The following is a 16,757-nucleotide window of genomic DNA, read 5'->3' as shown; positions in this document are numbered from 1 at the left end:
TGCCCGCTGCGCTTACCTCAGCCCTCGCGCCAACGCCACGCAGCGGCGCGCCAGCACATCGGTCGGGTCCACCAGTGCCACCTGTACCCCGTCGATGGGGAAGCCATCGGCCTGGGCCAGAATCAACGGCAATTCGGTACAACCCAGGATCAACACCCGCGCGCCCTGCCCGACCAGTTGCCCGGCGCCTGCCAGCAGGTCATCCCGACACTGCCCTTCGGTAAACCCCGCCTTGACGCCTTCCTCACCATAGATCGCACGCATCACCCGCGCCTGCGCCGCATCGTCCGGCACCAGCAACGACAGGCCGACGCGTTCGGCCGCCGCGTGATAGACCCCACTCTGCAACGTGCCCGAGGTCGCCAGCAGCCCCACCCGCACCTCACGACCATAGCGGTGCAGAATGAAATCGATGGTCTCGCTCAGCATGTTGACGATCGGCACCGCCAGATGCTCCTGGATCCGCTCGACATAGGCATGCGCGGTGTTGCACGGGATCGCGATGGCATCGGCGCCCTCCTCTTCCAGGCGGCGGCAGGTCGAGTACATCGCCACGGTCGGGTCGGCCTCCTGGCGCAGCAGGTTGGCGGTGCGATCGGGAATCTGCGGGTTCTGTTCGACCACCATCCTGATATGGTCCTGGTCACGCCCGGCCGGGGTGTTCTTCACTACCTTGCCCATGAAGTCCACGGTCGCCGCCGGCCCCACGCCACCGACGATCCCCAGCTTGAACGGTGCAAGGCTGGGCACCGAATCGGTGGCGCTGGCGAAGTCGGCATACACCTGGTTGGCATCGATGCAGTGAATGCCACGGCGCATCAGCTCCGGCGCCAGCAACGACAGCTCGGTCATGCCCGGCAGCAACAGCGTCGCGCCCTGGCCCTCGAGCTCCAGGCAAACCTGATGCAGCAGCTCCAGCGCCACCCCATCCAGATGTCCGGCCTTGATGCCTGCAGGCCCGTACACCGCCTCCATCAACGCCGCCTGCTGCACCGGCGAGGGATGGATCAGCTCGTAGTCGTCGGCAAGATGCCGCTCGAACAACCCCGAAGCGCGCACATAGTCCGAAGCCAGCACGCCCAGGCGCGCACCGGGCGGGGCGATGTGCGCCACATGGGCCTTGAGCGCCGCCATCAGGTCGACGATGGCGATCTGCAGCTCGGCGCGCAGTTCGTCGATGAAGGTATGGCTGGCGAAGCACGGCACCAGCACGGCGTCGGCACCGCTGTCGGCATAGCCCTGGCAGACCTGGAACACGTAGAGCTTGCGCGAGGTCATGCTCGCGCCCGCGCTGAGCGGCAACGCCAGATCCTTGAACGGGTGCTGCTCGAACAGCAGGTGGTAGCGCCCCTGTTCGGCCAGCAGAGGCTGGCTCTTGAGCAGCTTGAGGAACAGGTCGCCACCGGCCAGCGAGCCGAGGCCGCCGATGATGCCGAGGGTGCGCGCGTTGGCGGTCTTGCGTGGGCTTTTCATGGGACGGTCCGGATCAGGCGTGGGTGGCAGGTTTCAGCGCAGGTTCGACAGGCGTCGGGGCATCCTCATGGCGCCGTTCGAGGTCGGCGATCACCGCCGTGGCGATGCTGTTGCCCACCACGTTGGTCGCGGTACGGCCCATGTCGAGGAACTGGTCGATCGCCAGGATCAGCAACAGCCCGGCCTCGGGCAGGTGGAACATCGGCAGCGTGGCCGCGACCACCACCACCGAGGCCCGCGCCACCCCGGCCATGCCCTTGCTGGTGACCATCAGGGTCAACAGGATCAGCACTTGCTGGGTGAAGCTCAGCTCGATGTTGTAGGCCTGGGCGATGAACATGATCGCGAAGGCCTGGTACATCATCGAGCCGTCGAGGTTGAAGGAGTAGCCCAGCGGCAGGACGAAGCTCGACACGCGCTTGGGTGCACCGAATTTCTCCAGCGCATCGATGGTCTTGGGGTAGGCCGATTCGCTGCTCGCAGTGGAGAACGCCAGCAGCACCGGCTCGCGGATCAGCTTGCCCAGGGTGAACACCGGGCGCCCGAGGAAACCGTAGCCCACCGCGAACAGCGCCAGCCACAGCAGCAGGATGCCCAGGTAGAACTGGCCGATCAGCTTGCCATAGTCGAACAGCAGGCCGATGCCCTGGGTGGTGACGGCAGCGGCCAGCGCGGCGAAGACGCCGACCGGAGCGAACATCATCACGTAGTCGGTGATGCGGAACATCACCTTGGCCAGCTCGTCCACCAGCTCGCCGATGCGGGTGTTGCCTCGTTGCTTGACGAACGCCAGCGCCAGCCCGAAGAACAGCGAGAACACCACGATCTGCAGGATCTCGTTGTTGGCCATGGCTTCGGCGATGCTGCGCGGGAACACATGGCTGATGAAGGTCTTGAGGCTGAAGTCCCCGGCGTTGACCGCCACCGAGCTCACTGCCTGGCCCGACTCCACGCTCAGGTTCAGGTGGGCGCCAGGCTGGAACAGGTTAACCAGCAGCATGCCCAGGGCCAGGGAGAACACCGAGGCGCTGACGAACCAGATCATCGAGCGCAGGCCGATGCGCCCCACCGAACCGGAATTGCCCAGGCTGCTGATCCCTGCGACCAGGGTGGCGAACACCAGAGGGGCGATGATCATCTTGATCATGCGCAGGAAGATATCGGTGACCAGGCTGAAGTAACCGGCAATCTGCTTGGCGGCGTCCGCGGAGCCTGCGTAGGTGTTGCACAGCCAGCCGACGACGATGCCGAGCAGGATCGCCACGGCGATGTAACGGGGTAGTTTCTTGTTATTCATCTCGACCTCTGTCTGTCGAATGCGGGAGGGACAGCAACAGGCTACGACGCACGGCCGGGGCAGTTGATGAGGATGCGCGATGGGTTCATGCGTAATTCGCATAGTTGTCGAATGGCGGTGAATTCTCGGCGAAGCGAGGATAAAATCCGGCATTGAACCGCCCCACTAACCTGTAGCAGCGGCGGTTCGCCGCTGCGACTTGTCCCACGATTGGGCGCGCAGCGGCCATAACACCGGACACCGAGTCACATCAGAAAGATCTCGGTTGCCTGGCTTGCGGCCGCTACGCGCCCGATCGCGGGACAAGCCCGCTCCCACAGGATGCGGCTGCAGAGTCTGCGCACCAACCACAGGACCACCACCATGCAGACAAAATGGATCGATGACCTGCTGGCCATCGCCGAAACCAAGAGCTTTTCCCGCGCGGCCGAGATCCGCTGCATCACTCAGTCCGCGCTGTCGCGACGCATTCGCTCGCTGGAGGAATGGGTCGGCGTCGAGCTGGTCGACCGCAGCACCTATCCGGTGCAACTGACCGCCGCCGGCAAGACCTTCTGCGACGAAGGCCGAGACGCGCTGTCGATCTTCCATGACCTGCGCTCGGCGCTGCGCCGCGGCGAGCGCATGCCCGGGCGCTCGATCCAGGTGGTGGCCGGGCACACCCTGTCGATGACCTTCCTGCCCACCTGGTTCGCCGGTTTCCAGCGGCGCTACGGCTACTTCAATGCGCGGGTGCTGGCCGCCAACGTGCAGGAGGCGGTCATCGCCCTGGCCGAAGGCAGCTGCGACCTGATGATCGGCTACAGCCACCCGCGTGCACCGATCATCCTCGACCCCGACAAGTTCGTCGGTCTGCGCCTGGGCAGCGATGCCTTCTTCCCGGTGTCGGCGCCCGACGCAGATGGGCGCCCGCTGTTCGCCCTGCCGGGGGCAGCGGGCAAGCCCATTCCCTACCTCGCCTACACCTCTACCTCGTTTCTCGGGCGGGTGGTGGATGTGCTGCTGCAGGGCAACGCGCAACCTCACCTCAAGCGCTTCTACGAAGCCGACATGGCCATGCACCTGATGCGCATGGCCCGCGAAGGCTATGGCATCGCCTGGCTGCCGGAGTCGGCGGTCGAGGAGGAACTGGCCAGCGGTCGGCTGGTGCGCGCAGGCGGGGACGAGTGGAGCGCGGAACTGGAAATCTGGTCATTCCGCTCGATCGGCAACAGCAACCCGACCATGCTCGAGCTGTGGAAGTCGCTGGAACGCGACCTGCGTTGAAGCGCTGCCGGGGCCTTTGCGGCCCCGGCTTCAGGTGTATCGACGGGCGATCAGAACTTCAACTGCCATTGCCCCATCACGGCGTGATTACGCGCATTGCTGCCCAACTCGCCGTTGTAGCCCAGGCCCACACTCTGCCGTGCACTGAGCCCCAGCTCCAGCCCGGCCTCGACGACCAGGCTGTCACGGTCCAGCGCACTGCCCTGGACGCTGAACGCATCGCCGCCGGCCAGGAACGCCTGGCGCGTGCGGGTGTCGAGGTTGCCATAGGTGTGGCGCCAGCCCAGGCTGGCGCGGGGCGTCAGGCTCATGCCGTTGTCCAGTTGCCCCAGGTGTGCGATGCGCACGCCGAAGGTACTGGTGACGTTGTCCTGCGTGTCGGCATCCACCGCCAACGCAGCATCGCCGCCCTTCTCGCGGTAGCTGTCGCGGTGATAGCGCTGGTAGCCCAGGTTGGCGAAAGGCTCGGCACTCAGGCGCCCACTGCCCAGGGCATAACCCAGCTCGGCGAAGGCCTGCTGGCTGTCGGCATCGTAGTTGCCCTTCAGCCGCTCATCGAAGCCATCGAAGGCCACGCTGCGCTTGCTGTCGCCGTCATGGCTGCTGTACGCCGCGCCCAGGCGCAGGGCCAGCGGGCCACTCTGGCGTTGGGCGTAGAGGCCGGCATGCCAGCTGCGCACCTTGCCGTCCAGGCCGCTGGCGTCCAGGCGGGTGCGCGAGTAGCCGCCCAGCACGCCCAGGCGCCAGTCGCTGCCCACCGCCCAGTCCAGGCCCATCACCGCGCCGCCGGTGCGCTGTTCCAGGCTGCTGGCGCCGTGGCTGCCATCGACCTTGCCGTAGCTGCCCAGCGCCTGGCCCCACACTCGCCCCTGGGCGTTCGGGTCGTTGAGGTTGCGCACGCCCTGGGGCAGGCCGGTGGCGGCGAGCACCGGGGTGTCCTGCTGATCCAGGCCCACCAGCAACCCGGCATTGCTGCCCATCGATTGCAAGGCGCCGAGCATGGTGCTGCCCACCTGGGCGCTACCGGCCAGGGTGGCCGCAGCGAGGCTGGTGGTGTTGCTGCCCGACAGTTGTTCGATGGCATTGCCCGCGCTGGCGTTCGAGGTATTGAGCAGCGCACTGTACAGCGCACTGCCGCTGCCCAGGCTGGCCAGGCTGCGCGCCGCAGCGCCAGCGTTGGCGCTGCGGGCGAACTGGTCGAAGGCGACGTCGTTGCGGGCGTAGGTCAGGCCTACCGACTGGCTGCTGTAGCTCAGTTTCGGGGTGAGGAAGGCGTAGTCACTGGTGACCTGGCCAAAGGTGCCGTTGATCGCACCGGCGTTGAGCACGGTGTACTGGCTTTGCCAGGGGTACTGGCCAGGCGTCGGCTGGATGCGCAGGGTGGCACCGCCCAGATTGGCGGTACCGGTGACGGTGATCGGTGCGCTGCTGCCGTCGGCGTTGACGCCATAGACCAGGCTGGCGCCCGAATCGAACTTCAGGTCGCCCTTGACCGTGGCCACGCCCAGCCCGGTGTTGGTCAGCATCGTGCCCCTGACGTCGAGGCCACCGACCACACCACCGCCCGCGTAGGTCGCCCCCCGGTCTACCCGCAAACTGCCGAGCACGCTGCCCTGGTTGACCAGCGCCGCGCCCTGGGTGATCTCGCCACCCTGGCTGAAATCGTTGACGCTGCTCAGCGTCCAGGTGCCCCCGGAGACCAACAGCTTCTCGAAGTTGGCGCTGTTGCCGAACTGGCCGCTGCCCTCGAGCTGCAGCGTATCGACGCCATCGCCTGCATCCACCAGGCCATTGAACACCCCACCGGTACGCACGATCAGGCGGTCGTCGCCGCCGCCCATGCTCAATGCCAGGCCGTTGCCGCCACTGATGGTGCCGCTGTTGATCACGGTGTCATCAAAGTTGCCGACCAGCTTGATGCCGAAGCCACGCTCACCACGAATGGTGCCGGCGTTGTCGATGGTGGTGGCGCCGACACCCGAACCTTCGGCACCGTCGTCCACCAGAATGCCGTTGTCGACGCTGCGGATCAGGCCGGTGCTGGTGTTGGTGACCGTACCGCCGCCCATGGCGATGCCTTCGCTGCCGTTGGGCCGTCCGCCGCTGTCCACGCCCTTGGCACCCAGGCCCTGGATGGTGCCGGCGTTGTAAATGTGGCCGATCAAGTCGATATCGACGCCATCCCCATCGCCATTGATCTTGCCGTCGGCGATGGCACCGGTGATGGTGCCCCAGTTGTACACAGTGCCGGTACCGTCGGAGCCGAAGCCCGAGCCGTTGCGCCCGGTGACGCTGGCACCGGCATAGTTGTAGAGGGTGGCGTCGGTCTTGAGGTCGATGCCGTGACGGTCGGCACTGATGCTGCCGTAGTTGTACACGGTGACGCCGGTCGAAGTGCCGATCTTGATGCCGTCGTATTTCTGGTCCAGGCCCTTGGCATCCTGGGGCGCGGTGTCGGTATAGATACGCCCGTAGTTGGTGATGGTGGCGTTGGAGCCGGTCTTGATCGCGTCGTTGCCCACGGCGTGGATCACGCCGCTCGCCTCGTTCACCAGGGTGGTTCTGAAGCCTGGGTTGTTGAGGGCCTCCAGATCGATGGCCTGGCCATCGGTAATGGATTCGATGGTCCCGGCGTTGCTGATCTTGAGGCTGCCGCCCGCGCTGGGGTTGGTCTGGAAACGGATACCGTCGTTGGTACCCTGGATCAGCGCCCCGGCGCGGTTGGTGATGACGAAGAAGCTCTGGTCGGTGCCGCCATCCTTGGTGTCGATACCACGGGCCACAGTGGAGCGAATGATCCCGGCATTGTCGACGCTGACCGTAGTGCCACTGGTCTGCTTGGGCAGGATCACCCCGTCGTCGACACCCGAGACGATGCTGCCGGTCGGCGTCACCTTGAGCGTGTCGCCCTTCTTGAGTTCCAGCGTGCTGGTACTGGCATTGCCAACCTGGTAATCGGTGGCGTTGGCGGCCAGGGCAGCACTGGCCAGGGCGACACACAGGGCCAGACGGTGCGGCGTGAAATGCATGTTGGGGCGACCATTGTGATTGTTGATGGCCGGCCAATATGGCTATCAGATATTACCGTTTGATTGACAACCTGCGCCGACTGCCTTCAACCAGCGCCCCACTTCGGCATAAATCCCCTCGACGGCCTCGACCATCCCCTGCATCCGCAGGAAATCGTGGGTCAGTGCCTCTTCCACCCGCCACTGCAGCGGCACGCCGGCCTTTTCCAGCGCGTGCGCCCAGGCAACACCTTCATCGAGCAACGGATCATGCCCGGCCAGGGCCATCCAGGTGGGCGCCAGCCCTTCGAGCGTCGTCAGGCGCAATGGCGACACCCGCCAATCGAGGCGCTGCGATGGGTCACGCACGTAGTGCCGGTAGAACCATTCCAGGGTTTCGCTCTCGAGCAGGTAACCCTCGGCATATTTCCCATGGGACGGCCGCTGGCAGCTGATATCGGTGACCGGATAAAACAGCAACTGCGCCAACGGACGCAACGCCGCCTTCTCCGGCTGCTGCGCGGCCACGGCGGCGACGACGATGGCCAGGCTGGCCCCGGCACTGTCGCCACTGACCACCACCCGGCGGGCATCCAGGCGCTGTGCCTCGCCGTGTTCCACCAGCCAGCGGGCACTGGCCAGGGCATCGTCCGCAGCCGCCGGGAAGGGTGCTTCCGGCGCCAGGCGGTAGGCTGGCGCGAGGACCGCAAAATCGCTGCACATCGCCAGGCGGCGACATACCGCATCGTGGGAGTCCAGGCTGCCGACCACATAGCCGCCACCGTGAAAATACAACAGCACCGGCTGCAGACCGTCCAGCGGCGACTGCCGACGGTACAACCGTGCCGGCAGCGGTTGGCCGTCACCATCCACCATCTGCAGGTGCTCGACCTGCAGGTCATCGGGCGGGCTCGGGTCGAGCACTTGGGAGCTGCGCTCGAATTCGGCACGGGCCTGCTCGACGCTCATCTGGTGCATGGGTTGGCTGGCACCGGTCAGTCGGCCCAGTTCGACCAGTTCGAGAAAACCGGCCAGGTCAGGATGCAGAGACATTGGGAAAATCCTCGGAAGACGCGATACGGGCGCCCGCCGATGCGGCGGACGCCCGAGGTTTCAATGACTGAACGTCGGGGCCAGGCTGTCGCGGATGTCCGCCAGTACGCTGGGGTGCTGCAGCAATTCGAAGTGCCCTGCCGCCACCACCGCACTGGCCTGGCACTGCCCGAGCGCCGCTTCGAAACTGGCACGCTCGCGGCTGCCGACGCCTTCGCCCCACCAGCAGCGCGCCTCGGCCGCCACCGCCGGCAGGCTGTGCAAGGCCTCACCCAGGGCTTTCAGGCGCATGGCCACGACGAAGGTGTGGGCCAGGTCCTGTGCCTCGATCCGGGCATACACCTCGGAGGTGCTGCCCTGCTCGCGCAGTTGCCCGATCTGCACCGCCAATGCGTCGGCGTCCAGTTGCGTCAGCGCTGCGGGGTCGAGCGCCGCTGCGGGCGCATCGCCCAGGGTGACCGCCACGAAACCGTGGAAGTCGTCACGCCAGTCGCCGCCCGGTGCGGCCAGCCCCGGCAGGTAACTGTCCACCAACCCCAGCAGGCTGACTTCGCGGCCAAGCCGGATCAGCTCGGCGGCCACCAGCACCGCCAACGGCCCACCCAGCGACCAGCCCAGCAGCCGCAGCGGCCCTTCGGGCTGCTTGCGCAGCACGACCTGGGCGTAGTCGCCGGCCATTGCCGCCAACGAGCTGTCCTGCCACTCGCGGTCCAGCAGCATGCGGCATTGCAGGCCATAGACCGTGCATTGCCCATCCAGGTGGCGGGCCAGTGGCTCGTAGTCGAACACCGTGCCGAAGCCGGCATGCAGGCAGAACAGCGGCGAGCTGCCGTCGACGATACGGTTGAGCGCCAACAGCGGATCCGGCGCCTGCGGCTTGCGTTCGCTGCCGCACAGTTGGGCGATGGTCGGTTTGCTCATGATGTCGCGCAGCTTCAGGCTCAGGCCCAGCTCAGGTGCCACGCGGACCTTGCCCAGCACCTTGAGCACGCGCAGCGAGTCGCCGCCCAATTCGAAGAAGTTGTCGGTGATCCCGACCTGGTCGAGCTCCAGCACCTCCTGCCAGATACGCACCAGCGCCTGTTCCTGCGGCGTACTGGCCGGCACGTGCTCACGCGCCTTGAACTGCGGGTCAGGCAGGGCCTTGCGGTCGAGCTTGCCATTGGCGCTCAGCGGCAGCGCGGCGAGCAGGATGATCTGCGCCGGGACCATGTAGTCCGGCAGTTCATCGGCCAGGTGCGCACGCAGGCTTTCGGCCAGGTTGTCACCCGCCTCGGCCACCACGTAGGCGACCAGTTGCTTGCTGCCATTGACCTCCCGCGCGACCACCACGGCATCGCGTACCTCGGCCCGCCCACGCAGGCGCGCCTCGATCTCGCCCAGCTCGATACGGAAACCGCGGACCTTGACCTGGTTGTCGAGGCGGCCGAGGTAGTCGAACACGCCATCGGCGCGACGGCGCACCAGGTCGCCAGTGCGGTACAGACGCCCGCCCGCCTGCGCGAACGGGTCACAGACGAAACGCTCGGCCGTCACGTCCGGACGTTTATGGTAGCCGCGCGCCAGGCCCTCACCGCCGATGTAGAGCTCACCGGCAACTCCGTCCGGCACCGGATTGAGGGCAGCGTCCAGTACATACAAGGTGCGCTCGCCGACCCGGGTGCCGATCGGTGCGTACACCGCCTCGCACGGTTGGTTGGCGGCAACGCGCCAGAGCAGCGGCGTGACCACGGTTTCGGTCGGGCCGTAGCCATTGGTCAGCGCCTGCGGGCGCAGGTTGCGGCGCACCAGGTCGTAGTTGGCCTGGGCCACCGCATCGCCACCGAAGCAGTAGATGCGCACTGCCGGCGGCTCGCGGCCTTCGGCGTACTCGGCCAGTTGTTGCAGGTAGGCCGGCGGGAAGCAGGCGATGTCGATGCGCTCGGCATGCAACGCTTGCCAGGTCTGTTCGGGTGTCCACAGTTCGCCCGGACGGATCACCAGGCAACCGCCATTGCTCAGGGTCGACAGCCAGCGCTCCTGGGCGCCATCGAAGGCGAACGACATGAACAGCAGCTCGCGGGTGCGCGCGTCCATTTCGTAGCGCTCGGCGATCGCCGCGCAATGCATGGCCAGTGGGCCATGGGTGACCGCCACGCCCTTGGGCTTGCCGGTCGAACCCGAGGTGTAGATCAGGTAGGCCAGGTTGTCGGGCGACACCGTCGCGGCGCCACGGGTGATGCCCGCAACGTCGAGGTCAAGGCTGTCGAGGATCAGCCAGTTCACCCCCTCGCGCTGCGGCAGGCGCGCCTGCACGCTGTGCTCGGTGAGGATCAAGGCAGCGTTGCTGTCTTGCAGGATCCAGTCCAGGCGCTCGCGGGGGTAGTCGATGTCCAGCGGCACATAGGCGCCACCGGCCTTCATCACGGCGTAGAACGCCACCACCATGTCCACCGAGCGCTGCAGGGCCACGCCCACCCGCACTTCCGGGCCGACACCCTGCGCCACCAGCAGCTCGGCCAGGCGGCTGGCCCGCTGTTCGAGTTGGGCGTAGGTCAACTGGCGACCGGCACACACCAGCGCAACCTGTGTCGGGCGCTCGCGGCTGTGGCGGGCGATCTGCTCGCCCAGCAGCGCCGTCGGCGCCTGCCCGCCCAGGCGGTTGGCTTCGACCAACTGCCGCTGCCCGGCCTGATCGAGCAGGCCGAGATTGCCAAGCCGAGCGTGCGGCTGGTCGAGCATCGCCTGCAGCAAGGTCTCGAAGCTGGCGAGGATCTGCTCGACGCTGGCCGGCGTGAAACGCCCGACCAGATAGAGGAACTCGATCTTCAGGGTCGTGCCCAGGTGTACCGCGAGGTCCATGGCGTAGTTGGTCACGTCACGGGTGCTCACCTGGCCGAACTGCAACTGCTGGTCCTGGGCCTGGGCCAGGCGCTCGTCCACCGGATAGTTCTCGAACACGATGATGCTGTCGAACAGGCCACCGGCGCCCTGCCCGGCCCAGCGCTGGATATCGGCCAGCGCCGTGTGCTCATGGTCGCGCACCTCCAGGTTCCAGGCCTGCAGGGCCTGCAGCCATTGGTCCAGCGGCTGCTGATCGGACAGGGTCTGGACGATCGGCAAGGTGTTGATGAACAGGCCAAGCATTTCACCCGAACCTGCCAGCTCCGCCGGGCGCCCGGCCACCGTGGCGCCGAAGCACACTGTCTGCTGCCCGGTATGGCGCTGCAACAGCAGCAGCCAGGCCGCCTGCACCAGCGTGTTGGGGGTCACCCGCAATTGCTGGGCGACCTCGCGCAGGCGTTGGGTGCGTGCGCCATCCCAGTCCAGGTACAGCGCCGCATGGCCTTCAGCCTGCGCATCGGCCGGCAACGGCAGGCTGCTGCTGAGGCTGGTCGGCCCCTCCAGCCCTGCCAGGCGCTCGCGCCAGAAGGCTTCCTGGCGCGCCGCCGGCTGCTCGCGCAACCAACCGATATAGTCGCGGAAATGCCCGCGCTTGGTGGGCAGCGGATGCCCGGCATAGCACTCGAAGACCTCGCCCATCAGGCGCGAATTGGACCAGCCATCCATGAGGATATGGTGGCTGGTCCAGATCAGTTGGGTGGTGTCGTCATCCAGGCGCACCACGCTCAGGCGCGCCAGCGGCGCCTCGAGCAGCGCGAAGCCGCGCGCACAGTCCTCATCGGCCAGCGCCTGCAAGGCGCCTGGCTCGACGGTGCGTTCGCGCCAGTCCAGGCAGCGCGCCGGCAGGCTGCCCTGGCGGTAGACCACCTGCAGCGGCTCGGCCAGGTGGCTGGCGGTCCAGAAGCCGGTACGCAGGATCTCGTGGCGCGCCACCACCTGCGCCCAGGCGGCGATGAACGCCTCGGCGTCGAGACCCTTGACCTCGATGCTGGTCTGGTTGATGTACAGGTTGGCCGCCGATTCCTGGGTGTGGAAGAGCATGCCCAGCTGGGTCGGCGATAGCGGGTAGATGTCCTCGACCTGCTCCAGCAGGCCGGGGAAACGCTCGAGCTGGGCCTGATCGAGCCCGCACAGCGGGAAGTCCGAAGGCGTCGCGCCGCGCACCGGCAGTTCCACGCAGTGGCGCACCAACGCGCCAAGCTGCTCGATGTAGCGCTCGGCCAGGGCCTGAATCTCGTCGGAGGCGAACTGCGCTCGGCTGAAGATCCAGTTCAGGCTCAGTTCGCCGCCATACAGCTGGCCATTGACCGTCAGCCAGTTGCCCAGCGGTGCATCCTCGCCCTGCTCCGCCCCGGCAGACTCGTTTGCCGGGGTGAACAGCGCACCATCGTCCACGGCGAAACTGCCGTCGAACTGGCCCAGGTAGTTGAAGGTCACCCGCGGCTGCGGCAACGCCGCGAGCAGCGCACGCACCTGCGGCTCGCCGTAGTAACGCAGCGCCCCGAAACCGACGCCGCGATGCGGAATGGCGCGCAGTTGCTCCTTGACCTGCTTGATCGAGGCTCCCAGCTCGGCAGCCGGCGTCAGGCACACGCTGAACATCGAACTGAACCAACCGACCGTACGGGTCAGGTCGATGTCGTCGAACAAGGCTTCGCGCCCGTGCCCTTCCAGTTGCACCAGGGCGTGCTCGTCACCGGTCCAGGCCACCAGGGTGCGCGCCAGGGCCGTCATCAACAGGTCGTTGATCTGTGTACGATAGGCCGCAGGCGCCTGCTGCAGCAATTGCCGGGTCAAGGCCGCGTCCAGGCGCACCTGCACCGTGGCGGCGTCGCGATTGAGCAGAGGTTGCGTCGGCGCGGCTACAGGCCAGTGCACCTGCACCTCGCGCAGACGCTCCCAGTACGCAAGCTCCGCCTGGCCCTGCTCGCTGTGCGCATAGCTTTCCAGGCGCTCGGCCCAGGCCTTGACCGAGCTGGTGCGTGGCCCGAGGTCCGGTGCCTGGCCAGCCAGGCTCTGCTGGTAGGCGCTTTGCAGGTCGTCGAACAACACCCGCCACGACACGCCATCGACCACCAGGTGGTGGATCACCAGCAACAGGCGCTGGCTGTCGTCGGCAAGGGTGACCAGCACGGCGCGGACCAGCGGGCCGTTGGCCAGGTCGAGGCTGCGCTGCACCCGCTCACCCAGGGCTTGCAGGGCGTCGGGCTGTACCCCCTCGACCCGCTCCAGCAACGTACCGACCGTGGTCACCTCACGGAATTGTGCCTGCCAATTCCCGTCCACCTCGGTGAAGCCCAGACGCAGCGCGTCATGCTGCACCAGCAGCGCCTGCAAGGCGCGCTCCAGGGCATCGGCGTCCAGCGCCCGGGTCGGCTGCAGCAACACCGATTGGTTCCAGTGTGCGCGCTGCGCCAGCGGCAACGCGAAGAACGCCTGCTGGATCGGCAGCAGCCCCGCCCGGCCGGTCACCGGCCCCTGCTCGGCCCCCTGGCCCCCGGCCTCGATGCGCACCGCACCGGCCAGGCCCTGGATGGTCTGGTGGCGGAACAAGTCCTTGGGGGTGAAGCGGATACCGGCCTGCCGCGCGCGGCTGACCACCTGGATGGAGATGATCGAGTCGCCACCCAGTTCGAAGAAGTTGTCGTTGACCCCGACCTGCTCCAACTTGAGCACGTCCTGCCAGATCCCGGCGAGGGTCTTTTCCACGGCGCTCTGCGCCGCGACATAGGCCTGTTTCGACTGGCCGACCGCAGGGTGCGGCAGCGCACGACGCTCCAGCTTGCCGTTGGGGCTCAGTGGCAATTGATCGAGCAGCAGCAGGTGCACCGGCACCATGTAGTCCGGCAGCACCGCGCCGAGGCGCTCGCGCAAGGTGGCGCGCAAGGCTTCGGCCGCCGCGTCGTCCGCCACTGGCGTGCTCGGCACCAGATAACCGGCCAGTTGCAGGCCACCGGCACCCGGCACCGCCAGCACCACGGCTTCGCGCACTTCGTCCTGCTCCATCAGCCGTGCTTCGATCTCGCCCAGCTCGATGCGCAGCCCGCGAATCTTCACCTGATGGTCGATACGCCCCATGTACTCGATCACCCCGTCGGCGCGGTAGCGCGCCAGGTCACCGGTGCGGTACAGCCGCTCGCCGTCGCCGAAGGGGCTGGCGACGAAGCGTTCGGCGGTCAGCCCCGGACGACGGTGATAACCCCGCGCCAGGCCGGTGCCGCCCAGGTACAGCTCGCCTACCACACCCACCGCCACCGGACCGAGGCCAGCGTCCAGCACATAGGTCTGCAGGTTGGCGATGGGCTCGCCGATCGGCACGCTGTCGCGGCCTTCTTCGCGGCAGGTCCAGTGGGTCACGTCGATGGCCGCTTCGGTCGGGCCATACAGGTTGTACAGCCCGGCATTCGGCAGCTTGTCGAACACCTGGCGCTGGGCATCCACCGGCAGCGCCTCGCCGCTGCAAACGATACGGGTCAGGCTGTCGCAGCCCGCCACCGCAGGGTCGGCAACGAAGGCCTGCAGCATCGACGGCACGAAGTGCAGCGTGGTGATGCGCTCGCGGCGAATCAGCTCGATCAGTTGCGCCGGGTCGCGGTGCAGCCCCGGCGCGGCGACTACCAGGCAAGCGCCGGTCATCAGCGGCCAAAAGAACTCCCACACCGACACGTCGAAACTGAACGGGGTTTTCTGCAACACCCGGTCCCCGGCAGTCAGGCCATAGGCCTGTTGCATCCAGCACAAGCGGTTGGTCAGCGCCCGGTGGCGGTTGCCCGCGCCCTTGGGCTTGCCGGTGGAGCCGGAGGTGTAGATCACGTAGGCGAGGTTCTCGCCAGTGATCTCGATCTCCGGCGCTTGCTCGGCATAACCGCTCAGCGGCTGGTCGAGCAGCAGGCACTCCAGGCCCTGCGGCAGCGGCAACTGCTCGCGCAGGTGCGATTGGGTCAGCAGCAGTTCGATGCCGCTGTCCTCGATCATGTAGGCCAAACGCTCGCGCGGGTATTCCGGGTCCAGCGGCACATAGGCGCCACCGGCCTTGATCACGGCCAGCAGGGCCACGACCATTTCCACGCTGCGCTCGGCCGCCACGCCCACCAGCACATCCGGGGCCACGCCCGCCGCCTGCAGGCGGTGCGCCCACTGGTTGGCCAGGGCGTCGAGCTGGCGGTAGCTGAGCTGACGCTCGCCGAACACCAGCGCCGTGGCGTCCGGCGTGGCCTCGACCTGACGCTGGATCAGCGCCTGGACGCTGTGCTCCAGCGGGTACTCGACCGCCGTGGCGTTCCAGCGCGCCAGGGTGTCACGCACTTCGTCGGCAGCGATCAACGGCAGGTCGTCCAGCGTGCAGTCGAGGTTGGCGACCATCGCCTGCAGCAGGTTCTGCCAGTGCCGGGCCAGGCGCTGCGCGGTCGCCGGCTCGAATAGGTCCAGGGCGTAGGTGAACTGCGCATCCAGCGCATCGCCCTGCTCCAGAATGTTCAGGGTCAGGTCGAACTGGGCGGTATGGCCCTCGCTCTTGAGGTTTTCGATACGCAGGCCGGACGCCTGGGCGCCGTCACCGCCAGCGCCCAGCGCCGCGCCACCCTGGTGATTGAACATCACCTGGAACAGCGGGCTGTGGCTGAGGGTACGCTGCGGGCGCAGTGCTTCGACCAGTTGCTCGAACGGCAGGTCCTGGTGCGCCTGCGCGCCCAGGGCATCGGCCTTGACCTGCTGGAGAAACGCCCGCACGGTCGTCTGCCCCGAGATCTCGACGCGCTGCACCAGGGTGTTGACGAAGAAGCCGACCAGTCGCTCGGTCTCCATGCGGTTACGGTTGGCCACCGGCACGCCGATGCGCAGGTCGCGCTGGCCACTGTAGCGGTACAGCAAGACCTGATACGACGCCAGCAACAGCATGAACAGGGTGACGCCCTGCGCCTGCGCCACACTGCGCAGTTCACGGCACAGCTGCGCCTCGAGCTTCACCTCCAGGCTTGCGCCGCGCAGGCTCTGCTCCGCCGGGCGCGGATGGTCGAACGGCAGCTCGAGCACCGGATGCTCGCTGCCCAGGCGTTCGGTCCAGTAGGCCAACTGACGCTCCTGCTCACCGGCCTCCATCCACTGGCGCTGCCACAAGGCGTAATCGGCGTACTGCACCGGCAGCGCCGGCAGTTGCACAGTCCGCCCTTCGCACGCGGCGGCGTACAACTGGACCAGCTCGTCGATCATCACCTGCATCGACCAGCCATCGGTGACGATGTGGTGCTGGGTGAGCACCAGCACATGCTCCTGCTCGCCGAGCCGCAACAGCTTGACCCGCAACAGCGGGCCGGCCTGCAGGTCGAAGCGGCGCTGGATCTCCTCCTCGACACACGCCTGCAACTGCGCCTGGCGTCGTGGCGGCGCATCGTCGAGGGCCAGGGTCTGCTGCTCGATACCGGCCCAGTTCGGCGCATCGATCACCTGCAGCACCTGCTCGTCATCCTGGACGAAGCGGGTGCGCAAGGTTTCATGACGGGCCACCAGCGCAGCAAAGCTGGCATCGAGCGCAGCGATGTCGAGCGCGCCCTGCAACTTCAGGGCGGCACTGATGTGATAAGCACTGCTCTCGGGGCTCATCTGCCAGAGGAACCACTGCCGCTCCTGGGCATAGGACAGCAGTTGTGGTTCCTCGGGCTGACGCTTGAACACCGGCGCGACGCTGAACAGATTGATGTTCTTGTGCTTGAGCATCACCGCCAAGGCCTTGCGTTCCTTCGGCGACAGCTCGCCCACCCTTTCAATCAACGCTTTCACAC

General features: G+C 67.0%; 6 protein-coding genes. 1 reads left to right on the top strand and 5 read right to left on the bottom strand.

The window, feature by feature from the left end; genetic code table 11:
- Positions 1-12: 12 nt before the first annotated feature.
- Together ACMGGG_RS08905 and ACMGGG_RS08900 are read right to left on the bottom strand one after the other, a co-directional pair.
- Positions 13-1,473: an aspartate/glutamate racemase family protein gene (locus tag ACMGGG_RS08905; protein WP_197889514.1), complete on the bottom strand. Its 1,461-nt coding sequence runs from the start codon at positions 1,471-1,473 to the stop codon at positions 13-15.
- Positions 1,474-1,486: 13 nt separating this feature from the next.
- The gene (locus ACMGGG_RS08900; protein WP_414155303.1) at positions 1,487-2,770 is read right to left on the bottom strand and encodes a dicarboxylate/amino acid:cation symporter; all 1,284 of its coding nucleotides are present in this window, start codon (positions 2,768-2,770) and stop codon (positions 1,487-1,489) included.
- Positions 2,771-3,133: 363 nt separating this feature from the next.
- Between ACMGGG_RS08900 and ACMGGG_RS08895 the strand changes: the two genes are divergently transcribed.
- The gene (locus ACMGGG_RS08895) at positions 3,134-4,036 is read left to right on the top strand and encodes a LysR substrate-binding domain-containing protein (protein WP_112897999.1); all 903 of its coding nucleotides are present in this window, start codon (positions 3,134-3,136) and stop codon (positions 4,034-4,036) included.
- A 50-nt stretch (positions 4,037-4,086) separates the two neighbouring features.
- Here the strand turns inward: ACMGGG_RS08895 and ACMGGG_RS08890 are convergent, their stop codons facing one another.
- From ACMGGG_RS08890 to ACMGGG_RS08880, 3 genes are read right to left on the bottom strand one after another with little or no spacing between them, the layout of a single operon-like run.
- Positions 4,087-7,065 carry an autotransporter domain-containing protein gene (locus ACMGGG_RS08890; protein WP_414155302.1) on the bottom strand — a complete coding sequence of 993 codons (2,979 nt, stop codon included), beginning with the start codon at positions 7,063-7,065 and terminating at the stop codon, positions 4,087-4,089.
- A 45-nt stretch (positions 7,066-7,110) separates the two neighbouring features.
- Complete coding sequence (locus tag ACMGGG_RS08885; protein ID WP_414155301.1) at positions 7,111-8,097, bottom strand: alpha/beta hydrolase; 987 nt, start codon at positions 8,095-8,097, stop codon at positions 7,111-7,113.
- A 60-nt stretch (positions 8,098-8,157) separates the two neighbouring features.
- Positions 8,158-16,755 (bottom strand): amino acid adenylation domain-containing protein, encoded by an 8,598-nt coding sequence (locus ACMGGG_RS08880; RefSeq protein ID WP_414155300.1) that lies wholly within the window; start codon positions 16,753-16,755, stop codon positions 8,158-8,160.
- Between the last annotated feature and the right edge of the window lie 2 nt (positions 16,756-16,757).

Source organism: Pseudomonas sp. BNK-44-b, assembly GCF_047456245.1.
GTDB lineage: Bacteria > Pseudomonadota > Gammaproteobacteria > Pseudomonadales > Pseudomonadaceae > Aquipseudomonas > Aquipseudomonas machongensis.
The sequence above is the reverse complement of the archived record's forward strand: the minus strand, read 5'-3'. Positions and strand labels throughout refer to the sequence as shown.